Origin of the sequence: Microbacterium sp. 67-17 (genome assembly GCF_001898325.1) — a bacterium.
In the GTDB taxonomy this organism is placed as follows: Bacteria; Actinomycetota; Actinomycetes; order Actinomycetales; family Microbacteriaceae; genus Microbacterium; species Microbacterium schleiferi.
Window position 1 is genome coordinate 125,190 of the sequence record NZ_MKTR01000002.1, and the last position, 23,174, is coordinate 148,363.

Below are 23,174 nucleotides of genomic sequence, written 5' to 3' on the forward strand. Positions count from 1 at the left end.
GCTCAGTTCGCGATGAAGTCGCGGGCCCACGTCGCCGTGGCCTCGAGACCGCCGAACGTGTACATGTGGAGCTTCACGGCGCCCACCGACGGGTCGGCGTCGAACAGACCGGCGAGATCGGAGACGAACTTGTCGGGACCCGCGGAGCCCATCAGGTTCGTGAGCGAGAAGCCGTACTTCTTGACGATCATCGCGTTGGCTCCCACGCCGAAGCGGGATGCGAAGGAGATGAGGCGCTTGATGCCGGCGGGGCCGGGTGTGCCCAGGCGGATCTGGGTGTCGATGCCCCGGTCGCGGACGCCCGCGATCCACGCCATCACCGGGTCGGTGTCGAAGCTGAACTGCGTCAGGATGACGGACTCAAGCCCGGCATCCTTCAGTGCTGCGGACTTATCTTCGAGGTGGCGCCACAGGACGTCAGTGGGGATGTCGGGGTGTCCCTCGGGGTAGCCGGCGATCGACACTTCCTTGACGCCGTACTGCTGCAGCACTCCCGAACGGATCATGGTGAGCGCGTCGGGGTACGGCCCCTCCGGCGTTGCGGGGTCACCGCCGACAGCGAACACGTGCTCGGTGGCGCCGATCTCGGCGAGAGCACTGAGGAATTCCTCGAGCTGCGCCTGGGATGCGATGCGCCGCGCGGAGATGTGGGGGACGGGGATGAACCCGAGCTCCTTGACGGCCTTGGCCGCAGCTACCCGCATCGGAAGGTCTTCGTTGCCGAGGAAGGTCACGTTGACCTTCGTGCCGGCAGGGATGAGCGGCGCGGCTTCGGTCAAGCCGACGACGTCCTTCTCCTTGCCCGTGATCTCGAGCGAGTATCCCTCGACGAGTCGTTTGGCCGACTCGGTCGTCGTCGATGATTTGGTGTTCGCCATGGCGAGGGGTCCTTTCCGCTGCCAGGAGTGCGTCATTGCAGTATGTGGCGATTTTACCTATGGACATAGGGAATGTCCAGAGGGGTGACAGCGAGGAGGGGATACCGACACGTTGTCAGGTATCCCCTCCTCGGAAGGCGTGATCAGCGCGCTTGGTTTGCGGCTGTTTCGTTCTCAAGGATCTGCAGCTCGCGCGCATCGACCAGCATGCGCTGCAGCAACGCGTTGAGGTTCGCGATTTCCTCGTGTGAGAGGTGGGCGAGAACGATGTCCTGGCCCCTCATCGAGATCGGCAGCATGTCGTCGTGCATCTGGACGCCCTCGGTCGTCAGATACATCGGCCGGGATCCTCGCGGGCCGTCCAGCAGCACGATCAGGTCACGGCCCACGAGCGTGTTGACGCTCTTGGAGACCACTGCCTTGTTGACGCCGATGAACTCGGAGACCTCTGTCGCGGAGAATCCCGGGTTGAGCGCCAGGACCGAGATCACGCGCCAGTCGTTGGTGCCGAGGCCGAACCGACGCCTCAGCTCGTTCGATTCGCGCCAGACGAGCGCGTTTGACAGGAGCGCCAGCAGGCGCGGCGTGAAGTTATCGGGGTCGACGGTGTTCTGAAGTGGTTCCCACTGGATGCGTGGATCGAGCCGGTCCATGGGGTCCTTCGCGCGTCGGGTTCTGGTCGGGTTGGAAGTGACGGTAGTAGAAGATCGGGGCCGGGCGAGGAATCTGCCCGACCCCGATCGAGTGAGGGTGGTTCTTAGTGAGCCATCGCCGCGAGGGCTTCGGGGTCGATGGTTGCGATCGAGCGGGTGTCCTGGAAGGCGCGGATGCCCTCGATGCCCTGCTCGCGACCGATACCGGACTGCTTCATTCCGCCGAAGGGTGCGCGCAGGTCGAGGCGGGTTGCGCCGTGGTCGTTGACCCAGACGTACCCGCACTCGAGGGCGCCGCCGACGCGCTGCGCAGCGTCGGGGCTTCCGGTCCACACCGAACCGCACAGACCGGCCCACGTGTCGTTGGCGAGGCGGATGGCCTCCTCTTCGGTGTCGAAGGGGATGACCGGGATGACCGGGCCGAACTGTTCCATCGTGACCACGCGCAGGCTCGGGTCGGGGTCGACCACGATCGCGGGGCGCATGAAGTTGCCGCCCGCGAGTTCTCCGCCGGGGAGTTCGCCGAACTCGCGAACATCGGCGCCGGCATCCTTCGCCTCCTGAATGAGCTCTTCGACGAATGCCTTCTGCGCTGAGGAGTGCAGGGGACCCATCGTCGTGCCCTCGTCCAGGCCGTACCCGATGACAGCCTTGCTGAGGCGGTCGGACAGACCGTTCACGACCTCGTCGAGGCGAGACCGGTGCACGTACACGCGCTTGGCGTTCATGCAGATCTGGCCCGTCGTGTCGTAGATCGCCGCGTACAGACGGTCCAGGTGGGTGTCGTCGATGACGGCATCTTCGAGGAAGATCGCGGCGTCGTTCCCGCCGAGCTCCAGCGTGACGCGGGTCAGGGTCTTCGACGCCATCTCCATCATCCGCTTGCCGCCACCTACGGACCCGGTGAAGCAGACCTTGGCGATGTCGGTGTTCTGGATCAGGCCCGACATGTTCTCGTCCTTGCCGGTGACGATGTTCAGCACCCCGGGCGGCAGTTTCTCGGCGACGCGCTGCACGAGCTTCGCGGTGGCAAGCGGTGCGGTCAGCGGCGGCTTGACGATCGCGGTGTTGCCGGCCAGCAGTGCGTGGGGGAGAGCTGCGCCGAGGATCGCGATCGGCCAGTTGAACGGCACGATGATCGTGGTCACACCCAGCGGCTGGTACGACACCTTCGTGTCGACCGGGATCGCGCCAGGAACCGCCGGCAGCGTGTGGTCGGTGTCGACCTCGTCAGCGAGCATGAGCGCGAGGTTCCAGCGGATCTCGAATACAAGCGCGTCAACCCAGGCCTCGAATCGGACCTTGCCGTTCTCCTGCGACAGGATCGCTGCGTCCTCGTCGCGGTCATCCGCGATTCCCGCGATCGCTTCGGCCATCAAGCGCGCGCGCTCTTTCGCGCCCAGAGCCGCCCACGCCGGGAAAGCTTCCTTTGCGGCAGCTACCGCGTCCGCGACATCCTGTTGCGAAGCCGCTGCAGCCTCACCGACAACCGCGCCCGGCTTGCCGGGGTCCGCGATCTTCAGCGTCTCGTCGGTGAACCGCTCGGTTCCCCCGATGAACAGTCCGGTCCGTACACCGGCCTGCGTCAACGTGTCAGACATCCTGCACCTCTCTGTGTGTTGTCTTCCCTGATTCGGATGCCGTAGCACCCGCCCCGCGCCGGGCGGCGCGCGAGTCCATTGTGCAGCGTCACTCGACCCCCGGGATCCCTTTCGTGGATTTGGGGCGCGTATGCGACCGTTCCTCGCCCCTCCGCGAGGGGCTGCATTCGGTGCCAGTGAGCGCTGATTCGAGTTTAGGTGCATTCCTGTTTACTTGTAAATGAGTTTGTGTTAGCGTCACTCGCATCGCCCCGGTTGAGCCGGTGGCAACGCGAACGAGAGTCGATGATGACCCCCGCGGTCTGTCGCTCTCCTGTCATCGATGAGGAGGCATGTGATGGGTCGAACGTCCCCTGTGACGCAGGAGCGTCGGAGCGTCGAGGAGCTCGAGGATCTCGCTTTCGAGCTTCGACAGAAGCTCCTGAACCTGTGCGGTACGTACGAGGGAGCGGTACACATCGGCGGTGATCTGTCGTCCGCCGACATCTTCACCGCGCTGTTCGAGTACGGACTGAATGTCGACCCCACCAACCTCGCCAACCCCACCCGCGACCGGTTCGTGCTCAGCAAGGGGCACGCGGCAGTGGCCATGTACATCGCCATGGCCATCAAGGGGTTCTTCTCGTACGACGGCATCGTCGACACGTACGGCCAGCTCGACAGCGCCTACGGCATGCATCCGTGCAAGGTGCAGCTGCCCGGCGTCGAAGCATCCACCGGATCGCTCGGTCACGGCCTTCCCCTCGCCGTCGGCATGGCGATGGGCGCGCGTGGGCGCGGTGCCACGCATCGCGTAGTGACGCTGATGGGTGATGGCGAGACCGGCGAAGGATCCGTCTGGGAGGCCGCCCTGGTCGCGAGCTCGAACAAGCTCGGCAACCTTGTCGCCGTCATCGACCGCAACCGCCAGCTCATGACGAGCTTCGATGAGGAGCGCGTCACGCTCGAGCCCTACACCGACAAGTGGGCGGCGTTCGGGTGGAACGTGATCCACGTCGACGGACACGACATGGCGGCCCTCGTGGAGGCGATCGACAGTCTCCCTCCCACTGACAGCGACAAGCCGACCGTCATCGTCGCCGAGACCGTCAAGGGTAAGGGTGTCGACTTCATGGAGCACAACCTCGCCTGGCACGCCGGCTCGCTCGGCGCCGCAGACCTGGAGCGCGCGCTTGCCGCTCTGGAAGCAACCCGCACGAAGGAGAACGTCTGATGCCTGTCACCTTCACCTTCGGTGAGTTCCTCGGGGCCCGATCCGTCATCGGTTCGACCCTTGCCGAGCTCGGGGAGACCCACGAGAACCTGTGGGTCATCACCCCCGACATCGGGGCGACGCTCGTGGAGTTCCGCGACAAGTTCCCCGAGCGGTTCCTCGACGTAGGTCTTGCCGAGCAGGCGAGCGTCGGAGTCGCCGCGGGCCTTGCCTACGACGGCAACATCCCGGTGGTCTCGGGCATGCTTCCCTTCCTGAGCATGCGCGCGCTCGAGCAGATCCGAACCGACGTCTGCTACCCCAACCTGCCCGTGAAGATCATCGGCACGCACGGGGGCCTCGTCGGAAACGGCGGCTCGACCCACTACGCCGTCGAAGACCTCGCGCTGATGTGCGCCCTCACCAACATGACGGTCACCTCGATCGGCGACCCGCTGATGGTCGGCGAGATCCTTCGCCAGTCGATGGCGATGCAGGGCCCCCTCTACATCCGTCTTGCCGTGGGCAAGAAGGACAAGGTGCTCTACGAGCCCGGGCAGCACGACATCCGCATCGGCAAGGGAATCGTCGCGCGGCAGGGCACCGACGTGACCCTGTTCACGCATGGCACGACGGTCGCGCAGGCACTGGATGCCGCCGACGAGCTCGAGCGCGAGGGTGCTTCGGTGCGCGTGGTCGACATGTTCACGCTCAAGCCGATCGACGCTGACCTGATCGCGCAGTGCGCCGAAGAGACCGGCGGACGCTTCGTCGTTCTGGAAGACCACCTCGCCTACGGCGGACTCGCCTCGCGCGTCGCCGACGTGGTGGCCGACCGCGGCATCCACCTGACCGCCTTCGAGCGCCTGGGCATTCCGCAGGTCTACGCCGGCTTCGGCGAAGACGAACAGCTGCGCGACAAGCACGGCTACGGCCTTTCGGCGACAGTCTCGGCCCTGCGCCGCGCTCTCGCCGCTCGCTGATCCCACCCCACCGCTCAACGGAGAGACGAATGAAGACCGTAGCTGTCACCCGCATCGGGAGCTTGCGTGACCCCGACGAGAATGCCCGTGGCCGCGTCGAGGTCGTGGACTTCCCCGAGCAGGACCTCGGGCCGGAGGATGTCCGCGTCCGGGTCGCGTACTCGGCGATCTGCGGATCTGACCCCCACCTGGCCGAAGGCTACTTCGGCACCGACGTGCCGATTGGCTTGGGCCACGAACTGTCGGGCGTCGTCGAAGCGCTCGGCGAGCGCGCGCACCGAAATGGGCTGCAGGTCGGCGACAGGGTCGCGGGAAACTTCCTGCGCTTCTGCGGCACCTGCCGCCCCTGTCAGGAAGGTAAGCAGCAGTTCTGCGAGCACATCCAGGAGTACAACCGCCCGGGGATGGCCGAGACGATCACGTGGCACGAGTCGCAGCTCTACAAGCTGCCCGACTCGGTGTCGCTTCTGAAGGGATGCCTGCTTGAGCCGACCTCGGTGGCAGTGCGGATCGCCGACAAGACCCGTGTTCGCGTCGGTGATCGGGTTGCGATCGTCGGTGGCGGCCCGATCGGGCAGCTCACGCTGCAGGTCATGCGGATGTATGGTGCGACATCACTCACGATGATCGAGCCGATCGCCGAGCGACGTGAGATGGCCACCCGTCACGGCGCCGAATTCGTCATCGACCCCGTCGCCGAGGACCAGTTCGCGCGGGCCGATGAGATCACCGACGGTCGCGGCTACGACGTCGTCATTGACGCCTCCGGTTCGACCCGCGCCGTGAAGGGGATTCTCGACATCGCTGCCAAGGGAGGCACCGTCGTCTACGGCGCGATGTATCCCGCGCAGTTCGAGATGCCGCTCAACCTCTCGGACTACCTGTACCTGAAGGAGCTCACGCTCACTGGCGTGTTCGTCTCGCCCTACGCTTTCCCGAGGGCGCTGCAGATCCTGCCGCATCTGGACGTGGACGAGCTCACCGCGGCGGTCTTCGATCTGGATGACGCGTCCGAGGCTTTCGCGGTCCACGTCAGCGGTGTGCACCCGAAGGTCGTCATCCGTTGCAACCGCTTCGAGGAGTCAGAATGACCCTGTTGGAAGAGCGCCCCGAGGTGCGCCCGGTCGACGTCCCGGCGCTCGCCGCGCACGATATCGTCAAGCGTTTCGACGGCGTCCACGCGCTCGAGCGGGCGCAGTTTTCGGTTCTTCCGGGCGAGATTCACGCCCTCTTGGGTGAGAACGGTGCCGGAAAGTCGACGCTCATCAAGATCCTGACCGGCGTATACGCGCCGGACGGCGGGACGATCTACCGCAACGGTGAAAAAGTCGATTTCGCCAACGTTCGGGTCGCGAACGCAGCGGGTGTCGTCGCTCTCTACCAGGAGCTGTCGATCATCCCGACGATCAGCGTCGCCGAGAACATCCTGCTCGGCGAGCAGACGCCCAGCCGGGGTGGGATCGTGCAGTGGGGTCAGATGCGCAAGCGCGCGAAGGCGCAGCTTGAGAGCATCAACCAGCGCAAGATTCCCCTGAACGCGCTCGCCGGTGACCTCTCGCCCGTGCAGCAGACGATGGTCGCCTTCGCTCGCGCCCTCGCGACGGACGCAAAGGTCCTCATCCTCGACGAGCCGACGGCCTCGCTCACTGACACCGAGATCGTCGAGCTGTTCTCGGTTCTGCGCGCGCTGCGGGATCGTGGTGTGGCGATCGTGTACGTGTCGCATCGCCTTGAAGAGGTTTTCCAGCTGTGCGATCGGCTCACGATCATGCGTAACGGCACGCACATCGTCACGAAGGATGTCGCCGACTCCCATATCGATGAGGTGATCTCTCTCATGGTCGGGCGCAACGCGAACGAACTCTTCCCCGAGCGGGGGACCGCCACCGACGAGGTCGCCATCGAGGTGCGCCACCTGGACGGGCGCCGGGTGAAGGATGTCTCTTTCGTTGCCCGCAAGGGTGAGGTGCTCGGCATCGGCGGCCTCGCCGGTTCCGGGCGCAGTGAGCTGCTGCGCATCCTCTCGGGTGCCCAGAAGCACGTGGGCGGCGAGATCGTCGTCGGCGACACCGTTCTTCCCTCCTCGCCAGGAGTCGGAAAGGCGCTCGAGGCGGGGATCGCTCTTGTCCCTGAGGAGCGACGCAGCCAGGGTGTCATCCTGGCCGCCTCGATCCAGGACAACATCGCCGTGGCCAACATCCCGACGGTCAGCACCGCCGGAATCGTGTCGGGCGCGAAGATCTCCACGATCACCAAGCGTGGTATCGCGGATCTCAAGATCAAGGCGCGGAGCCCGCGCCAACACGTCGGCGAACTCTCCGGCGGGAACCAGCAGAAGGTGGTTCTCGCGAAGATGCTCGCCCGAAAGCCGAAGGTTCTGCTCATGGACGAGCCGACCCGAGGCATCGATGTCGGCACCAAGGCGGAGATCTACCGGCTCATCCGGCAGCTCGCTGCCGAGGGCACCGCGATCATCGCGGTCAGTTCGGAGCTTCCCGAGCTGATCGGAATGAGCGACCGGATCATCATCCTCCACGAAGGCGAGATCAGCGGCACCGTGCCCGCTGAGGGTGCCGACGACGAACTCCTCCTCTCTTACTGCTACGGGAAGCACCAGTCATGACCTCCACCGACAACCAGAAGTCCCCGACGACCACGTCGATCGTCGTCGGTCACGCCAGCAACGCCGGCAGATGGATGCTGCAGGGCGGCACGATCGTCGCCCTGATCGTGCTCGTGCTGTTCTTCTTCCTGATGCGCCCCGACGTGTTCCTCACGTTCGTGAACGTGAAGAACATCCTGTATCAGGTCTCGATCCTGGCGATCATCGCCGGAGCGCAGACCGTCGTCATGGTCGTCGGCGACTTCGACCTGTCGGTGGGTGCCACCTCGGCGCTGGCCGGCGCGACTGCAGCGGCCGCCATGCTCGGTGGATGGCCCGTTCCGGCGGCAATCGTTCTTGCCCTCATCGTGGGACTCCTGATCGGTCTGCTCAACGGCGTCCTGGTCGCCTACCTCAATCTGTCGGCGTTCATCGCGACGCTTGCCATGATGACCTCGGTCGTTGGGCTCGCGTTCCTCGTGACGCAGGGAACCACGCTGTTCAACTTCCCCCCGGAGTTCAACGAGCTCGGTCAGGGCAAGCTCTTCGAGATCCCGCTCCCGGTCTACTTCGCGATCATCATCTCGGTGATCCTGTGGTTCGTCCTGCGCTACACGACGCTGGGTCGCCGCTGGCACGCGATCGGCGGCAGCGTCGAGGTTTCGCGCCTCTCGGGTGTCAATGTGCGCCGGGCGCGTCTGCTCGCCTTCACCATCGCCGGATTCGTGTCGGCCATCGGCGGCATCCTGCTCGCCGCTCGCCTCGGCAGTGCGAGCGCGGTTCAGGGCGAGGACAACATGATGTTCTCGGTCGCGGCGGTGTTCCTCGGCATGACCATCGTGCGTTCGGGTGCCGCCAACCTCGTCGGCACGATGGTCGGTGTCGCAATCATCGGTGTCATGAGCAACGGCCTGAACATCCTCGGCGTCAACGCCTACGTTCAACAGGTCGTCACCGGCATCATCATCATCGCCGCCGTGACGCTCTCGTCCCTCAAGCATCGGGAGCGGTGACCCCACCGATCCCATGACTCCGAGTCCCGACTCGGATCCCCACCCCGGGGAAGCACACAGAGAAAACGCAATACACAAAGGAGTAGATAGTGCGTACTTCCATCAAGGCCTTCGCGGCCGCGACCGCGCTCGCAGCACTCGCCCTCGCCGGATGCTCGTCAGGCGGTGGCGACAACGGCGGCGGCGACGACACCACGCCGCCCAAGGTTGTGGCGTTCACCTCCGGTAACCAGACGCCGATCGGCGCCTGGTGGGTCAAGGACGTCGAGGCTACAGCCAAGGAGCTCGGTTGGGACCTCACCATGATCCAGGGTGACTTCGACTTCCAGAAGATGAACCCCGCGGTCGAGAGCGCCATCGGACAGGGAGCCGATGTCGTATTCGACGGATTCACCGACATCGCCTCGATCGCGTCGATCTCGACAGCGGCCAAGGACGCGGGTATCCCGATGTTCGCCGTGGACTCGGGGACAGAGCCGAACGACGCCTTCGCGCTGAACATCACGACCGATCAGCAGGGCATTGTCGACCAGACGATGGGTGCGATCTCCGACGCGATCGGTGGCCTCGAGGGCAAGACGATCATGGTGATCGGACACGACCCTCACGCGGGCATCCGGATGCGTTCCGAGCTCGCTGCCGAGGCTGTTGAGGCTGCTGGCGCGACCCTCGCCGGTGGCGAGATCCAGCAGGTCGTCTCGCCGGCCACCGGCCGCACCGAGGCCCTTGCCCTGGTCGCTGACTACCTGGCCGCCAACCCCAACGGGCTGGATGCCGTGTGGGTCGGCTGGGACGACGCGGCACTCGGTGCCGTGCAGGCGGTCAGCGAGGCTGGCGCGTCAGCTGTCGTCACCGGCTGTGACGCTACCAGCGAGGCGCTCGCCGCGATCGAGGCTGGCACGATGCTCGCAACGGTCGAGCAGCCCTGGCCGCTGGTGAACGCGTCGGTCGTCGACGCCATCACCGCGTACCTGGAGAGCGGCACGATGCCGAGCTCCAACTTCGAGGCGGTCGCCACGACGCTCGTCACGAAGGCCAACGCCGCCGAGATCACGCCGTCCGACAAGCTCGGCTGATCCATTGAAACCCCGGTGGGGGCGGGAACGCTGCGGCCCCGCCCCCACCGGCACCACATCTTCTCTTGCGGCTGCGCCGCACACCACGACACAGAAAGACAACACCATGCGTTTGGCAGGCAAGGTCGCCCTCATCACCGGTGGCGCCAGCGGAATCGGGCTGGCAACGGTCAAGAAGTTCATCGCCGAGGGCGCCAAGGTCGCCGTCGCCGACATCGATGCGACCCGCGCGCAGGAAGCGGTCGACACGCTTCCGGAGGGCTCGGCAGTCGCGGTGGGAGTCAACGTCTCCGTCTTCGAGGAGGTCGAGGCTGCCGTTCAGAGCACGGTCGATGCCTTCGGCAAGCTCGACGTCATCTTCAACAACGCCGGTATCGCCGGCGGCAAGCCCCTCCTCGACCACGATCCCGCGGTGGATTACCACCCGATGATCCGCGTCGACCAGGACGGCGTCTACTACGGCATCCTCGCGGCGGGACGTCAGTTCAAGAAGCAGGGCACCGGCGGAGTCATCATCTCCACCTCGTCGATCTACGGCGAGCAGGCCGCCGAGCTTGCGTTCAGCTACGGCGCGGCGAAGGCTGCCGTGATTTCGTTCACCCGGTCGGCCGCGTACGAACTCGCCGAGTACGGCGTTCGCGCTGTCGCGATCACGCCGGGGCGCGTGGGTACGCCGATCATCAACCAGTTCTCAGATGAGCTGAAGTCGCTCTTTGCCTCCGAGCAGCTGCGTAACAAGATGACCGAGCCGGAGGAGATCGCGAACGTTGTCGCGTTCCTTGCCTCCGATGAAGCCAATGTCATCAACGGCACTGTCGTGCACGTCGACGACGGCTATTCGGCCTTCAAGCAGCGGTTCGACCTGCCGACCTTCTAGAGCGATGGTCATGGATCTCGACATCGCCTGCCACATCAATGTGCTGGTCGACGGCCCCGATTCACCGCTCACCCCCCAGGCCCTGGTGCGGGTAGCGGAAGCCGGATACCGCCGGATCGTGCTCGCGCCGTTCGATCCCGCAGCAACCGACCTCGCATCCCTCCGTCGCCTTTTCGATGACGCGGGGCTCACGTCGATTCCGATCGCAGGGCAAATGCCCGGGGCCGATGTGTCCTCGGCGGATGCCGACGAGCGGCGGGCGGGTGAGGCAGCGCTGTACGCAATGGTCGACGCGACGGCGGCGCTCGGCGGAGATCAGCTCAACGGTGTTCCCTACGGCGTCTTCGGGCATCCGATGGCGCCCATCGATGCGGCGGCACGCGAACGCTCCGCGACGTCGGTGGGGAAGGTTGCTGACTACGCCCACGAGCACGGCATCACGATGACGTTCGAAGTGGTCAACCGCTATGAGACAGCGATGGTGAACACCGCGGCGCAGGCGATGGAGTACGCGGAGCTCAGCGGATCCGACCACCTCCGGATCCATCTCGACTCGTTCCACATGGCAGTCGAAGAGTCCGATGCCGCCCAGGCGATCCGTGCCGCCATGCCTCGGCTCGCCTACCTCGAGCTCGGCCAGTCAGGTCGAGGATTGCTCTCGACGGGCGCGGTTGACATCCCGGGGCTCGTCCAGGGTGCGCTCGATGACGGGTACGAGGGGCGATGGGGAGTCGAGGCGTTCTCGCGCTCGATCATCCCCGGATTCGTCGCCGACATGCTGGCAATCTGGCGAGAGCCCTATACAGATGGTGGGGCGCTGGCAGAAGATGCCATGCGAGTCATTCGTGCGGGATGGGCGGCAAGCAGCGTCGGACGTCGGGCTCAGCGACTCGCCCGCAGCGCGGGCGATACCGGCAGCATCATCAGGCCCGCTTGATCTGACGCCGCGCCGGGTACCGGCACGTAAATCAGTACGGTTACTGGAATCACGGAGGAACCATGACGATCACGCAAGACACCGACGTTCTGATCGACCCGGCTGTGTTCGCCGGCAAGATCTACCTTGACGGCGAGTGGGTAGAAGGCGAAGGCGGACAGCTCGATTCGGTGGCTCCCGCTACCGGCGAGGTCCTTGCTGCCGTGGGCATGGCCGGTCCCGGCGATGTCACGCGTGCCGCAGGCACGGCAGCTGCGGCGCAAAAGGAGTGGGCAGCGATGCCGCACCCGGCCCGTGCCGCGGTGCTGCGCAAGGCCGGGATGCTCTGGGAGCAGTACGCCGACGAGATCGGTGGCTGGAACGTTCGCGAGGTCGGAGCCATCCCGCCGCTCGCGGGCTTTGCGCTCCACGTCACCGCTGCCGAATGCTACGAAGCCTCGGCGCTGCCCTCGGCCCCCAAGGGTGCGGTTCTCTCGTCTGAGGAGCCACGTCTCTCGATGACCGAGCAGGTGCCCGTGGGTGTGGTGGGAGTGATCTCGCCGTTCAACGTGCCTCTGATCCTCGGCATCCGTGCCGTGGCTCCCGCCCTGGCGCTCGGCAACGCCGTGCTACTCAAGCCCGACCCGCGTACCGTCATCACCGGTGGAGTCTCGTTCGTGCGGATCTTCGAGGAGGCTGGGCTCCCGAAGGGGCTGCTGCAGCTGGTTCCGGGCGGCGCGGATGTCGGCCAGGCGATGATCGAAGACCCGCGTGTCCGCGTGATCGCCTTCACGGGCTCGACCCGCGCCGGCCGTATCGTCGGCGAGCAGGCGGGCCGCAACCTCAAGCGGGCCCACCTCGAGCTCGGTGGGAACTCGGCGTTCATCATCCGGCACGACGCCGATATCGACCAGGCTGTCAATCTCGCCACGTGGGGCTCGTTCCTGCACCAGGGCCAGATCTGCATGACGGTCGGCCGACACATCGTGCATGAGGCAGTCTTCGACGAGTACGTCGAGAAGCTGGCGGCAAAGGCCGAGTCGATGCACGTCGGAGACCCCGCGGCGGGGCCCGTCCACCTCGGGCCCCTCATCGATGAGGTGCAGCGCGACCGGGTGCATGCGCTGGTGATGGATGCCGTCGCAAGCGGCGCCGAGCTGCGCGCGGGCGGCACCTACGAGGACCTGTTCTACCGACCGACAGTGCTCGCGAACACGCCCGCAGAAGCGCCAGCCTACTGCGAAGAGGTCTTCGGACCCGTCGCGTCGGTGGTGAAGTTCTCGACCGACGAGGAGGCCGTGGCGCTCGCGTCGGCGACCGACTACGGTCTGTCCCTCGGCATCGTGACGAAGGATGCTTTGGCCGGCTGGGACCTCGCGCAGCAGATCCCGACGGGCATCGTGCACATCAACGATCAGACCGTGAACGACGAGGCCAACACGCCGTTCGGTGGCACTGGCGCGTCGGGGACGGGCTCGCGCCACGGCGGTGCTCAGGCCAACATCGATGCCTTCACCGAGACGCGGTGGATCACGATGCGCCGTGAGCCGGGCCAGTACCCGCTCTGACCGGTTCGGCTACGTCCTCGAGCCCGCGCTCAGCGCGGCTCGAGGACGTAGCGCTCTCTACCCGCCGCCAGTCCCGACAGGCTCTGCCCCACGAGGATCGCCACAACGAGCACCAGTGGCAGCAGCCATCCCTCTGTCGCGCTGTGGAGCGAGCCGAACAGGACCGGACCTGCAGCGGCCATGAGGTAGCCGACCGACTGGGCCATGCCCGAGAGTGCCGTCGCGCCGTGATGGTCACGGGCGCGCTGGGCCATGAGCGTCAACGAGACCCCGAGCGAAGCGCCCGAGGCGGGGCCGAGCACGAGGACCCAGGCAAGGATTGCGTCGGGTGCGGCGATGAGCCCGACCAGCCCCACCAGACCGATCACCGGCAGAGTGGCCGGCACCCACCGCGCGGCGCCGCCTCGGAGAACCACCGGCACCGCGATGGCGCCCGCCAGAGCGCCGATCTGGTAGACCATGACGTCGATTCCCGCCGTGACAGCGCTTCGGCCGGTCGAAACGGCGATCGTTGCCAGCCATGTCACCAGGATGTAGAAGGTGGCCGACTGGAAGCCCATGTACGCGGCCACGACCCAAGCGGTGCTGTCCTTCCAGATACCGCGTGACTGCCCGGCGGCGCCCGCGCCCGCGGCTCGTTCTCGGCGGCCGCGCATCGCCACCAGCCACGCAACGATAGCCACGGGGAGCAGGATGCCGCCGGTGATGACCAGCGACAGTCGCCACCCGTCAGCGCCGGTCACCCCCGCGCCCCACTCCGCGACCGGCACCGCCACGCCGGATGCGACAGCGCCGGCGCCACCGAGCAGCGCCGTGTACACGGCCATCATCAGGGGGACCCGGGATGGGAACTCGCGCTTGATGACGGCGGGCATGAGCACATTGGCGACAGCGAGCGCAACGCCGATCACGGCAGTGCCGATCCACAGACTTGCCACCGGCCCCGGCGCGGAACGCACCACGGTGCCAACGGTCAGCAGCGCCAGTGACCACAGCACCACCCGGTTCATCCCGAAGCGCTGACTCAGGCCGGAGGCGAACGGGGAGACCAGCGCCCACGTGGCCAGGGGGATGGATGCGAGAAGACCCAGCGCACTCGGTCCGAGCCCGGTGTCAGCACCGATCTGTTCGAGCAACGGACCCACCGACGTGATGGTCGGCCGCATGTTTATGGCGACCAGACACACCGCGACGACAAGGGCGACGCGGGCGTGTGGCATCGTTGCGCGCTCATCGCCCATAGAGTTCGGACTATACCTCAGCGCATAGGTATCGAGGGGTGCCATGCGGGCGCGAGCTTGCGGCCGTCCGCACCCGTGCGGCGCTCGCTCAGGATTCGGCGTACTTGGTCATCTGCTCGCGCACGAGCGCGAAGTTCCGCTCGACGTCCTCCAGCATGTTCGGGTGTGTGTACGCATACGGGTCGCCATTGCGTAGCGCCCTCATCACGACGGCTCCCGCGTGCGACGGCTCGACCCAGAGGTCATCGTCGAGGACTTTCTTCGCGATGTCGAAGTCGATCAGCGCACCCGCGCTGTTCGCCGGGCGATTACGGAGGCTGTCCTTGATATTGGTACGCACCGCACCCGGATGCAGCACCGTGACGCCCACGCGATTGCCCGCCGCAGCCATCTCTGCTGCCACCGTGAGGCTGAGTCCTTCGACGGCGGCCTTACTCGCCACATAGGGTGCGTAGCCCGGTGGTGTGAAGTACCGGGACATGGATGCGGTGTTCACGATCCACGCCCCATCCGGATTGGCGATCAGGTACGGGAGGAAGTGGTGTACGCCGTGAACGACTCCCATCAGATTGACGTCGAGAACCCAGCGCCAGTCATCGAGCGTCAGGTCGCCGGCGTTGCCCTTCGGGCCTGGACCACTGGGTGGACGCCGGCGTGAAGACGCTGGCGATGACGTACAGCGGCGGCGACCTGTTCGGCCAGCTCGGTCAGGAGGCGACCACGGCTCTGGCGCAGAAGGCGGGTATCGACATCGTGCTGAGCGAGGCCCACGACCCCGCGGCCACCGACTTCACGCCCCTGGTGACGAAGGTCACGGATGCGAAGCCTGACGCCTTCGTCACCTGGGGGGCATCCTCATCAAGCTGATGGAGGGCAAGGGTATCCAGCTCCACGGGACCGGCGGCCGGGCCTCGAACCTGCTCCTCGATCCCGCAGGTTCGGCCGCCGAGGGGATGATGGCGGCCACGACCGTGGCAAGGGCCGGGTCGAGTCTTCCCGACGGTGCCTACAGGGATGCCACCTACGCCTGCATCGCGCTCGCTGCACTCGTCCGGGAACTCCTGGTCGCCCACAACCTCGTGCACTCGCGCTTCGGACGCGGCATCCGCGCCCTCGCAGGAAGTGAGAGCGCTGCAGCCTCCAGTGGCGTGCCCGTGCTGCGCCGCAAGCTCACCGTCTTCGCCGTCGCGGGCGCGATGGCGGGGCCCGCAGGCGCGATCGGCGCGTCCTTCACGCCGTATGTCAGCCAGGACAGCTACCCGCCACTGACCTCGTTCGCGTACGTCATCATGGCCGTGGTCGGCGGCCTCGGTTCGCTCTGGGGCGGCATCGTGGGTGCGGTGGCGATCAGCGTCGTGCTGCAGGCGCTGAGCGCGCTCAGCGCAATGCCCAGGCTGCCGCTCACGGCGGGGCCGATTCTGCAGTACGCGGGGTATGGCCTATGTTCTTGCTGCTTCTGCCCGCGGCGTCGTGCCCAGCATCGCCGCGGGCGTGTCCCGGAGCAGCGCGCGCAGTTCGCCGAACTCTTGCACTCGTGTCGCCACAAGCTCGTGGGCGGCTTCGCGCGCTGACCGGCGCCGCGGTGGGCTGTCAGCCGTTCCCGAAGCGGGCGCGCAGGTCGGCCTTGCGAATCTTCCCCGACGCTGTGCGGGGCAGCTCGTCGATGATGACGACGTTCTTGGGTAGCTTGTAGCGCGCGAGCTTGCCGCCGAGGTGGGCGCGTACGGTCTCGGTGTCGAGGTCGACGCCGTCCTTGACCGTGATGACAGCCCAGGGGACCTCGCCCCATTGCTCGTCAGGGATGCCGATGACACCGACGCCGGTCACGCCCTCGATGCTGGAAATGTGGTTCTCGATTTCGGCCGGGTAGATGTTCTCACCGCCCGAGATGATCATGTCCTTCAGTCGGTCTGAGATGTAGAGGTAGCCGTCCCGGTCGAGATAGCCGAGGTCGCCCGAGCGAAACCACCCGTCTGACGTGAATGCCTTCGCCGTCGCGTCGGGCAGATTGAGGTAGCCGGCGAAGACGTTGGGCCCCGATACCTCGATCTCGCCGACAGTTCCGCGGGGAACCATCGCACCGTTCTCGTCGGCGATTCGGATCTCGGTGAAGAAGTGGGGGAGCCCGACGCTACCCTGCTTCGCGCGGGTCATCGTCGGCGAGAGCGATGTAGCTCCTGGCGAGGTCTCGGTCATGCCGTAGCCCTGAGAGAAGGACAGCCCTCGATTCTCATAGGCATCGAGGATGCGGGTGGGCACGGCCGAGCCGCCGCACGTGAGCTTGGCCAGCGACGTCAGATCGGTCGTGTCCCAGTCGGGGTGGTCGGCCATCATCTGGTAGGTCGTCGGAACGCCGCTGAGCATCGTGACGCGGTACTCCTGGACAAGCGCGAGGGCGCGGCCCGGCTCAAATCCCTTCTCGAGCACCATCGTGCCGCCCTTGAGGAGGATAGGCAGGGCTCCCATTCCGAGGGCTGCGACATGGAACAACGGTGAGATCATCAGCGCGACATCCGTCGACACGACGTCATAGTCGACGACGCAGTTGATTGCCGTCCAGATGAGGTTGCCGTGCGTGAGGACCGCGCCCTTGGGTTTTCCGGTCGTGCCCGAGGTGTAGATGATCGCCGCGGGGTCACTATGGCCGACCGCGGCATCCGTGTGGCCGAACGGAGTGCCGCGGAGCAGCGGCGACAGTCCCGGGTGATCAGCTGTGCCTTCACCAGTGGGGATCACGTGGCTGATGTGCGCGGCGGCGATGCCATCGAGGGCCTTCTCGTGCAGGGCGGGGTCGACGATGAGTGCTCGCGCCCCCGAGTCCGTCAGCACGTGGGTCACCTCAGGCGGCGCAAGTCGGGTGTTGACGGGCACGAAGATCGCACCGAGTTGCGCACAGGCGAACATGACTGAGAGGAACTCGGGGCTGTTCTCGCCGAGAAAGGCGACAGCGTCACCGATGCCGATACCGCGGCGCCCCAGCACTGCGGAAATGCGGTCGGTGTCGTCAGCCAAAGCACGGTAGGTCGTGCTCCGGCCGTCGAAGATCAGGGCGGTCTTGTCAGGGGTCTTCTGGCGCCGGGTGGTCATCCATGAGCCCAGTCCGTGGTTGTGCATCGGTGTTCTCTTCTTCGAGGGAGCGGATTCGTCGGTGAACCAGTCGATGCGGAGTCGAGGCGCGCGGCCCCGCCTCCGGTCAGGCGTAGAGGCGCTGCAGGCTGCGCAGCACGACCGCAGGCTTGGTGCCGCCCTCGATCTCGATGGTTCCATCGACGACGAGCTGGATGCCGCCGCCGACCTCGACCACCTCGGCGATCGTCGCGGTGAGTCGGACGCGCGAACCGGCCGGAACGGGCGAGACGAAGCGCACCTTGTCGAGGCCGTAGTTGACCTTTGTGCCGGCGCCCTGCACATCCAACAGATCCACCCACATCGGGATGAACAGCGACAGTGTGAGGAATCCGTGCGCGATCGGGGCGCCGAAGGGTCCCTCCTTCGCGCGCTCGGGGTCGACGTGGATCCACTGGTGGTCGTCGGTGGCATCAGCGAAGGTGTTGATGCGCTCCTGGGTGACCTCGAACCAGTCGGAGTAGCCGAGGTCGGTCCCGACAAGGGTGGGCAGGTCGGCGAAGGCGACGGTGGTCGTCATAATGTCTCCTTGGGTGTGGTGCAGATGGTCACGCGAGGGACGTCAGCCCCAGCAGTCGGGCGGCGTTGGCCTTGAGGATGCCGGGCATCACCTCGGGCTTGAGAGCGGTCTTCTCGGCATCGCTGAGCCAGCGATCTGGAGTCAGCAGCGGGAAGTCGGAGCCGAAGAGGATGCGGTCTTTGAGGTAGGAGTTCGCTGCGCGCACGAGCTGCTCGGGGAAGTACTTCGGACTCCAGCCCGACAGGTCGATCCACGTGTTGTGCTTGTGGGTCGCCACCGAGAGCGCCTCGTCCTGCCACGGTACTGACGGGTGGGCCATGATGATCTGGAGCCCGGGAAAGTCCGCGGCGACCCCGTCGAGCAGCATCGGGTTGGACAGGCCGAGGCGGAAGCCGCGACCCCCCGGCATCCCCGCGCCGATACCGGTCTGGCCGGTGTGGAACAGGGCGACGACGCCGGCATCCTCAAGCGCGGCGTACAGTGGCGCGTATGCGGGCTCGCTTGGGTCGAAGCCCTGGACCGTGGGGTGGAACTTGAAGCCGCGCACACCGTGGTCCTCGATCAGGCGCCGCGCCGTATCCACCGCGGTAGCACCCTTACGGGGGTCAACCGACCCGAACGGGATGAGGACGTCGTTGTTGCGCGCGGCCCCTTCGGCGATCTCGACGCTCGAGATCGGTGGATGCCCGAGGTGGGACTCGGAGTCGACGGTGAACACCACGGCTGCCATCTGGCGCTCGCGGTAGTACTGCGCGATCGAGTCGAGGTCGGGGCGGGGGCCGTCGGTACGGAAGTACTTCGAGGCGGCCTCGGCGAGGTCATCCGGAAGCGACGAGTGTCCGTGCGCGTCGATCTCGATGTGCACATGCACATCGATGGCCCTCAGGGCCTCGACATCGATCGCCGGCTCGTAGCGGGTGGTCACCGCTGCAACTCCTCCGGGAGCGGCGGGAAGGTCTCACCCACGGACTGCAGCTGCCCGTCGAACAGTTCGTGCGCCTCAGCCTGCAGGGCCTCGGTGCTCCACCCGCCCTCGTGGTAGGCCGTCACGACCGGCTCGGGGTGGGACCACAGTTGGATTCGGTCTCCGCCCACGCCGATTGCCTGTCCGGTGATGTGGGCGGCGTCGTCGGAGGCGAGGTAGGCGATCACTCCCGCAACATCCTCGGAAGTTCCGAAGCCGAGGTCGTGCCGGAAGAACGCGGGCATGGTCTCACCGCGCTCGGAAGCCTCGACTGCCGCGGCGAAGTAGGGCACCGTGGCCGTCATGGCAGTGGCGGCCACGGGGATCACGGCGTTGGCGGTGATCCCGGCCTTCTTCAGCTCGAGTGCCCACGTGCGCACCATGCCGACGATTCCGGCCTTGGCGGCGGCGTAGTTGGTCTGCCCGAAGTTGCCGCGCTGGCCGGTGGGGGAACCGATGCAGATGATGCGGCCGGGCTTGCCGGCCTCACGCAGGTGCGTGGCCACTTCGCGCACGCACGTGAAGGTGCCGCGCAGGTGGACGCCGATGACGGTGTCGAAGTCCTCGTCGGTCATCTTCCACAGGGTCTTGTCGCGCAGCACGCCGGCATTGGTGACGAGGATGTCGACACCGCCGAAGCTATCCAGCGCGGCGGCGAGCAGCTTCTGCGCGGTCTCGGTGGGTCCGACGGGAGCAACGACAGCCGTAGCCCGGCCGCCCTCGGCCTCGATCGTGGCGACAGCGTCAGCAGCAGTCTGCTCATCGACGTCGTTGATCACGACAGCCGCTCCCTGCCGGGCGAGCTCCTGAGCGTAGGCAAGGCCGAGGCCCCTGCCCGACCCGGTGACGATGGCGACTTTGCCCTGCAGCGACATGGCGCTCCCTTTGCTTCTCGAGGCACTCCGGCCGTGGCCGACTGCGCCTAGTCAATCCGATTTCATTGCAATAGTCAACGATTGATGTTTGCCAGCGTGAGGCTGGCGAGGTTCAGCGCTCGCGCGTGAGGCGGCGACCGATGATCTCTTTCATGATCTCGGTGGTCCCGCCGTAGATCGTCGCGACGCGGGAGTCCAGGTAGTCGCGGGCGACGGGGTACTCGCGGGTGTAGCCGTACCCCCCGTGGAGCTGAAGAGCGCGGGAGATGACCTCCTGGTGAAGTTCAGTCACCCACCACTTGGCCATCGCAGCAGTCACTTCATCGAGCTGGCCGTGGGCCGCGTCAAGGATGCAGCGGTCGACGAACACCTGCGCGACTTCGATCTGCGTCGCAAGCTCTGCCAGGTAGAAGCGGTTGGCCTGGAAGTCCGCGATCCGCTGACCGAACGCCGTCCGCTGCGTCGCGTACTCAAGGGCCTGCTCGAAGGTCGCGCGCATCCGTGCCATCGACGTCACTGCGATGTGCAAGCGCTCGATCGGCAGATTGTGGCGCAGCTGCATCCACCCGTCGCCGGGCTTTCCGAGCACGTTCTCAGCGGGCACTCGCACCTCAGCGAACGAGAGCTCGGCGGTGTCTTGTGCGCCGAGGCCGATCTTCTTCAGAGGGCCGCTGCGGGTGAAGCCGGGCATGCCCTCCTCCACGACCAGAAGGCTGAATCCGGCGCGACCGGCATCGGGATCCGTGCGTGCAACCACGATCACGAAATCTGCCAGGAGCCCGTTGGAGATGAAGGTCTTGGAACCGGTGAGGATGAAATCGTCGCCGTCGGCTCGCGCCGTCGTTGAAATGGATGCGAGATCTGACCCCGTTCCCGGCTCGGTCATCGCGATGGCACCGATCTGCTCGCCCGCGACCAGCGGGGTTAGCCAGCGGTCTTGTTGCTGCTCCGAGCCGAATGCGATCAGGTAGGGAGCGATGAGGTCGTTGATGCCGCACAGCGACATCGAGACCGCTGTCGCGCCGGCGGAGGCGAGCTCCTCGATCATGATCGCGTTATAGCGGAAGTCGTCGACGTCTCCGCCTCCGGTGCGAGCGGGTGCCGAGATGCCGAGCAGTCCGGTCTCGCCAGCCTTCGCGAAGAGGCTTCGATCGACGCGCCCGGCTTCGGTCCAGGCATCCAGGTGCGGAGATACCTCGCGCTGCACGAAGCGACGCACGGTGTCCCGGAAGTCGTCGTGGGATTCGTCGAAGATTGTGCGGGGCACTGCGACGCTGCTCATGATGAGGATTGTGTCGGGCTTCACCAATAATTGTCAAGTTCAACGATTGTGTTCCGCAGCAAATGGTTAGAATGGCGGCGTGTCCACAGCAAACGACCAGCAGCGGCCGGTCGAGAACTCCGTTCGGTCTGAGCGGTTGTGGCGAACTACGGTCGGCGATGACCTTGCCTTTCTTCTCGCGCGTGCCAACGCGGTCTCGGTTTCACGGGTCAATAGCGCGTTGCAGGCGGTAGAACTTCGCGTTCGCGGCTATTCGGTGCTCTCGATCGCGGCCAACGATGCTCGTCCCTCTCAGCGGGAGTTGTCCGAGTTCCTTCGCCTGGACCCGAGCCAGATTGTTGCGCTGATCGATGAGCTTCAGGCGCGGGGGCTCGTCGAGAGGGAACCCGATCCGAACGACCGTCGAGCCAACGTGGTGGTGGCGACGTCTGCCGGGCGCGAGCTGCTCGTCCAGGCGCGTGAACTTGCGAGGCAGGCGGAGGACGAGATGTTCGCTGCGCTACCGGCGCCCGAGCGTGACGCGCTCGCACACGCGTTGAGGGTGATGGCAGGCGCAATTCCGGGTACAGAGGTGTGCTGAACCTCTGGCCGCCGCCTCACTCCTTTTACGCGAACGCCCAGCCCGTGTAGGCCTCCGCGAGGTAGGTCTGGCCCGCTTCGGACTCGACGACCGAACGCAGCTCGCCGATCTGGCGACGGCGATCGAAGTCGGATGCCTCGGGGGTCAGGTGCAGCATGCTCGTCATCCACCACGAGAAGTGCTGCGCTTTCCAGATGCGCTGCAGGGCCGTCTCGGCGTAGGAGTCCAGCAGTCGCTCGTCGCCCTCGTTCAGCAGCGCGCCGAGCGCGCGGTCGAGCAACACGACGTCGGCCACGGCGAGGTTCATACCCTTGGCGCCCGTCGGGGGAACGGTGTGGGCGGCATCCCCGACGAGGGCGGCGCGTCCGCGTCGCAACTCATACGAAACGAAGCTGCGGAACCTCAGCACGTCGCGCTGGAAGATCGGTCCCTCTTGCAGCGTCGTGCCGGGAACGCACGATTGCAGGGTCTCCCAGATCTCGGCCTCGCTCATGACGGTGGGGTCGGTTTCGGGATCGCACTGGAAGTACATGCGCTGCACGGTGGCGCTGCGCTGGCTGATGAGCGCGAAGCCGTTGGGGGAGTTGCTGTAGATCAGCTCCTCGGAGCTCGGCGGCGCTTCGCACAGGATGCCGAACCAGGCGAAGGGGTACTCGCGGAAGTACCCACCTGTCGACGATCCCGTGACGGCGGCGCGCACCAGGCTACGGGAGCCATCGCCGCCGACGATGAAGTCGGCCTCGATTTCGAGCGGCGAGCCGTCAGGGTTCGTCGCAAACACACGGGGCCGATCGGTCTCAATGTCCTCGACGCGGTCGACGGTGACACCGAACCGCAGGTCCTGCCCCGCTGCCAGGCGCACAGCGATCATGTCGATGAGGGCCTCGTGCTGCGGGAAGAGCCAGACGCTGCGGCCCGTGAGTGCCGGGAAGTCGATGCGGTGGCCCTCGCCCTGGAAGCGCAGCTCGATGCCGTCGTGGCGCTGACCCACCGTCTTCACGCGCGGTGAAGCGCCGGTCTCGTCGAGCAGCTGCACGGTGGGGTACTCGAGGATGCCGGCGCGGATCGTCTTCTCGATCTCTTCGCGCGAGCGCTGGTCGAGCACGATCGATTCGATGCCTCGGGCGGCGAGGAGGTGTGAGAGCAGCAGGCCGGCGGGGCCGGCGCCGACGATGGCTACCTGAGTGCGGATGGTTGACATGGCGTCTCCTTCGACGGATGCGGGTC

At 66.2% G+C, this 23,174-nt stretch carries 22 protein-coding genes and 1 pseudogene; 12 read left to right on the forward strand and 11 right to left on the reverse strand.

What is annotated here, in order from left to right; genetic code table 11:
• Positions 1-2: 2 nt before the first annotated feature.
• From BGO47_RS00625 to BGO47_RS00635, 3 genes are all read right to left on the reverse strand, one after another.
• On the reverse strand, positions 3-878 hold the full coding sequence (locus BGO47_RS00625; protein ID WP_292707302.1) for a methylenetetrahydrofolate reductase: 876 nt from the start codon (positions 876-878) through the stop codon (positions 3-5).
• 143 nt (positions 879-1,021) lie between these two features.
• Complete coding sequence (locus BGO47_RS00630) at positions 1,022-1,531, reverse strand: MarR family winged helix-turn-helix transcriptional regulator (RefSeq protein ID WP_292707304.1); 510 nt, start codon at positions 1,529-1,531, stop codon at positions 1,022-1,024.
• A gap of 104 nt (positions 1,532-1,635) precedes the next feature.
• The gene (locus BGO47_RS00635) at positions 1,636-3,132 is read right to left on the reverse strand and encodes an aldehyde dehydrogenase family protein (RefSeq protein ID WP_292707307.1); all 1,497 of its coding nucleotides are present in this window, start codon (positions 3,130-3,132) and stop codon (positions 1,636-1,638) included.
• Between the two features lie 337 nt (positions 3,133-3,469).
• Between BGO47_RS00635 and BGO47_RS00640 the strand changes: the two genes are divergently transcribed.
• From BGO47_RS00640 to BGO47_RS00680, 9 genes are all read left to right on the forward strand, one after another.
• Positions 3,470-4,345 carry a transketolase gene (locus BGO47_RS00640; RefSeq protein ID WP_292707310.1) on the forward strand — a complete coding sequence of 292 codons (876 nt, stop codon included), beginning with the start codon at positions 3,470-3,472 and terminating at the stop codon, positions 4,343-4,345.
• The gene (locus tag BGO47_RS00645; protein ID WP_292707312.1) at positions 4,345-5,307 is read left to right on the forward strand and encodes a transketolase C-terminal domain-containing protein; all 963 of its coding nucleotides are present in this window, start codon (positions 4,345-4,347) and stop codon (positions 5,305-5,307) included. Before BGO47_RS00640 ends, BGO47_RS00645 begins: the two co-directional genes overlap by 1 nt.
• 29 nt (positions 5,308-5,336) lie before the next feature.
• The gene (locus BGO47_RS00650; protein WP_292707315.1) at positions 5,337-6,398 is read left to right on the forward strand and encodes an alcohol dehydrogenase catalytic domain-containing protein; all 1,062 of its coding nucleotides are present in this window, start codon (positions 5,337-5,339) and stop codon (positions 6,396-6,398) included.
• Positions 6,395-7,930: a sugar ABC transporter ATP-binding protein gene (locus BGO47_RS00655; RefSeq protein WP_292707318.1), complete on the forward strand. Its 1,536-nt coding sequence runs from the start codon at positions 6,395-6,397 to the stop codon at positions 7,928-7,930. Before BGO47_RS00650 ends, BGO47_RS00655 begins: the two co-directional genes overlap by 4 nt.
• Positions 7,927-8,922 (forward strand): ABC transporter permease, encoded by a 996-nt coding sequence (locus BGO47_RS00660; protein WP_292707320.1) that lies wholly within the window; start codon positions 7,927-7,929, stop codon positions 8,920-8,922. Before BGO47_RS00655 ends, BGO47_RS00660 begins: the two co-directional genes overlap by 4 nt.
• Positions 8,923-9,011: 89 nt before the next feature.
• Positions 9,012-9,998, forward strand: a complete 987-nt coding sequence (locus BGO47_RS00665; RefSeq protein ID WP_292707323.1) for a sugar ABC transporter substrate-binding protein — start codon at positions 9,012-9,014, stop codon at positions 9,996-9,998.
• A gap of 106 nt (positions 9,999-10,104) precedes the next feature.
• On the forward strand, positions 10,105-10,875 hold the full coding sequence (locus BGO47_RS00670) for an SDR family NAD(P)-dependent oxidoreductase (RefSeq protein ID WP_292707326.1): 771 nt from the start codon (positions 10,105-10,107) through the stop codon (positions 10,873-10,875).
• Positions 10,876-10,885: 10 nt separating this feature from the next.
• Complete coding sequence (locus BGO47_RS00675; RefSeq protein ID WP_292707329.1) at positions 10,886-11,812, forward strand: sugar phosphate isomerase/epimerase family protein; 927 nt, start codon at positions 10,886-10,888, stop codon at positions 11,810-11,812.
• 62 nt (positions 11,813-11,874) lie between these two features.
• On the forward strand, positions 11,875-13,359 hold the full coding sequence (locus BGO47_RS00680) for an aldehyde dehydrogenase family protein (protein ID WP_292707330.1): 1,485 nt from the start codon (positions 11,875-11,877) through the stop codon (positions 13,357-13,359).
• Between the two features lie 29 nt (positions 13,360-13,388).
• On the opposite strand, the gene BGO47_RS00685 is transcribed toward BGO47_RS00680, so the two are convergent.
• Positions 13,389-14,600 (reverse strand): MFS transporter, encoded by a 1,212-nt coding sequence (locus tag BGO47_RS00685; RefSeq protein WP_292707331.1) that lies wholly within the window; start codon positions 14,598-14,600, stop codon positions 13,389-13,391.
• 88 nt (positions 14,601-14,688) lie between these two features.
• Positions 14,689-15,213: pseudogene (locus tag BGO47_RS00690) on the reverse strand (SDR family NAD(P)-dependent oxidoreductase); the annotation flags it as partial.
• Between the two features lie 17 nt (positions 15,214-15,230).
• Between BGO47_RS00690 and BGO47_RS00695 the strand changes: the two are divergent.
• Entirely contained in the window at positions 15,231-15,467 is a 237-nt protein-coding gene (locus BGO47_RS00695) for an ABC transporter substrate-binding protein (protein WP_366246862.1), read from the forward strand.
• Complete coding sequence (locus tag BGO47_RS00700) at positions 15,467-16,171, forward strand: hypothetical protein (protein WP_292707333.1); 705 nt, start codon at positions 15,467-15,469, stop codon at positions 16,169-16,171. Before BGO47_RS00695 ends, BGO47_RS00700 begins: the two co-directional genes overlap by 1 nt.
• Positions 16,172-16,190: 19 nt before the next feature.
• Here the strand turns inward: BGO47_RS00700 and menE are convergent, their stop codons facing one another.
• From menE to BGO47_RS00725, 5 genes are all read right to left on the reverse strand, one after another.
• Positions 16,191-17,714: an o-succinylbenzoate--CoA ligase gene (menE, locus tag BGO47_RS00705; protein WP_292707335.1), complete on the reverse strand. Its 1,524-nt coding sequence runs from the start codon at positions 17,712-17,714 to the stop codon at positions 16,191-16,193.
• 79 nt (positions 17,715-17,793) lie between these two features.
• Positions 17,794-18,246: a MaoC family dehydratase gene (locus BGO47_RS00710; RefSeq protein WP_292707338.1), complete on the reverse strand. Its 453-nt coding sequence runs from the start codon at positions 18,244-18,246 to the stop codon at positions 17,794-17,796.
• A gap of 28 nt (positions 18,247-18,274) precedes the next feature.
• The gene (locus BGO47_RS00715) at positions 18,275-19,171 is read right to left on the reverse strand and encodes an amidohydrolase family protein (protein ID WP_292707340.1); all 897 of its coding nucleotides are present in this window, start codon (positions 19,169-19,171) and stop codon (positions 18,275-18,277) included.
• Positions 19,168-20,085, reverse strand: a complete 918-nt coding sequence (locus BGO47_RS00720) for an SDR family NAD(P)-dependent oxidoreductase (RefSeq protein WP_292707343.1) — start codon at positions 20,083-20,085, stop codon at positions 19,168-19,170. Before BGO47_RS00720 ends, BGO47_RS00715 begins: the two co-directional genes overlap by 4 nt.
• Before the next feature lie 112 nt (positions 20,086-20,197).
• Positions 20,198-21,367 (reverse strand): acyl-CoA dehydrogenase family protein, encoded by a 1,170-nt coding sequence (locus BGO47_RS00725; protein ID WP_292707345.1) that lies wholly within the window; start codon positions 21,365-21,367, stop codon positions 20,198-20,200.
• Positions 21,368-21,446: 79 nt separating this feature from the next.
• Here BGO47_RS00725 and BGO47_RS00730 point away from each other — a divergent pair, with 79 nt between their 5' ends.
• The gene (locus tag BGO47_RS00730) at positions 21,447-21,947 is read left to right on the forward strand and encodes a MarR family transcriptional regulator (protein WP_292707347.1); all 501 of its coding nucleotides are present in this window, start codon (positions 21,447-21,449) and stop codon (positions 21,945-21,947) included.
• 25 nt (positions 21,948-21,972) lie between these two features.
• On the opposite strand, the gene BGO47_RS00735 is transcribed toward BGO47_RS00730, so the two are convergent.
• Positions 21,973-23,148, reverse strand: coding sequence for a 4-hydroxybenzoate 3-monooxygenase (locus BGO47_RS00735; RefSeq protein ID WP_292707349.1), 1,176 nt, complete (start codon positions 23,146-23,148; stop codon positions 21,973-21,975).
• Between the last annotated feature and the right edge of the window lie 26 nt (positions 23,149-23,174).

Bases quoted from the DNA above. Each gene is read 5' to 3' on its own strand.
- BGO47_RS00685 (WP_292707331.1), bottom strand. From the start codon at position 14,600: ATGGGCGATGAGCGCGCAACGATGCCACACGCCCGCGTCGCCCTTGTC.
- BGO47_RS00675 (WP_292707329.1), top strand. From the start codon at position 10,886: ATGGATCTCGACATCGCCTGCCACATCAATGTGCTGGTCGACGGCCCC.
- BGO47_RS00710 (WP_292707338.1), bottom strand. From the start codon at position 18,246: ATGACGACCACCGTCGCCTTCGCCGACCTGCCCACCCTTGTCGGGACC.
- BGO47_RS00625 (WP_292707302.1), bottom strand. From the start codon at position 878: ATGGCGAACACCAAATCATCGACGACGACCGAGTCGGCCAAACGACTC.
- BGO47_RS00735 (WP_292707349.1), bottom strand. From the start codon at position 23,148: ATGTCAACCATCCGCACTCAGGTAGCCATCGTCGGCGCCGGCCCCGCC.
- BGO47_RS00650 (WP_292707315.1), top strand. From the start codon at position 5,337: ATGAAGACCGTAGCTGTCACCCGCATCGGGAGCTTGCGTGACCCCGAC.
- BGO47_RS00720 (WP_292707343.1), bottom strand. From the start codon at position 20,085: ATGTCGCTGCAGGGCAAAGTCGCCATCGTCACCGGGTCGGGCAGGGGC.
- BGO47_RS00660 (WP_292707320.1), top strand. From the start codon at position 7,927: ATGACCTCCACCGACAACCAGAAGTCCCCGACGACCACGTCGATCGTC.
- BGO47_RS00655 (WP_292707318.1), top strand. From the start codon at position 6,395: ATGACCCTGTTGGAAGAGCGCCCCGAGGTGCGCCCGGTCGACGTCCCG.
- BGO47_RS00670 (WP_292707326.1), top strand. From the start codon at position 10,105: ATGCGTTTGGCAGGCAAGGTCGCCCTCATCACCGGTGGCGCCAGCGGA.
- BGO47_RS00645 (WP_292707312.1), top strand. From the start codon at position 4,345: ATGCCTGTCACCTTCACCTTCGGTGAGTTCCTCGGGGCCCGATCCGTC.
- BGO47_RS00725 (WP_292707345.1), bottom strand. From the start codon at position 21,367: ATGAGCAGCGTCGCAGTGCCCCGCACAATCTTCGACGAATCCCACGAC.
- BGO47_RS00680 (WP_292707330.1), top strand. From the start codon at position 11,875: ATGACGATCACGCAAGACACCGACGTTCTGATCGACCCGGCTGTGTTC.
- BGO47_RS00700 (WP_292707333.1), top strand. From the start codon at position 15,467: ATGGAGGGCAAGGGTATCCAGCTCCACGGGACCGGCGGCCGGGCCTCG.
- BGO47_RS00635 (WP_292707307.1), bottom strand. From the start codon at position 3,132: ATGTCTGACACGTTGACGCAGGCCGGTGTACGGACCGGACTGTTCATC.
- BGO47_RS00640 (WP_292707310.1), top strand. From the start codon at position 3,470: ATGGGTCGAACGTCCCCTGTGACGCAGGAGCGTCGGAGCGTCGAGGAG.
- menE (WP_292707335.1), bottom strand. From the start codon at position 17,714: ATGCACAACCACGGACTGGGCTCATGGATGACCACCCGGCGCCAGAAG.
- BGO47_RS00630 (WP_292707304.1), bottom strand. From the start codon at position 1,531: ATGGACCGGCTCGATCCACGCATCCAGTGGGAACCACTTCAGAACACC.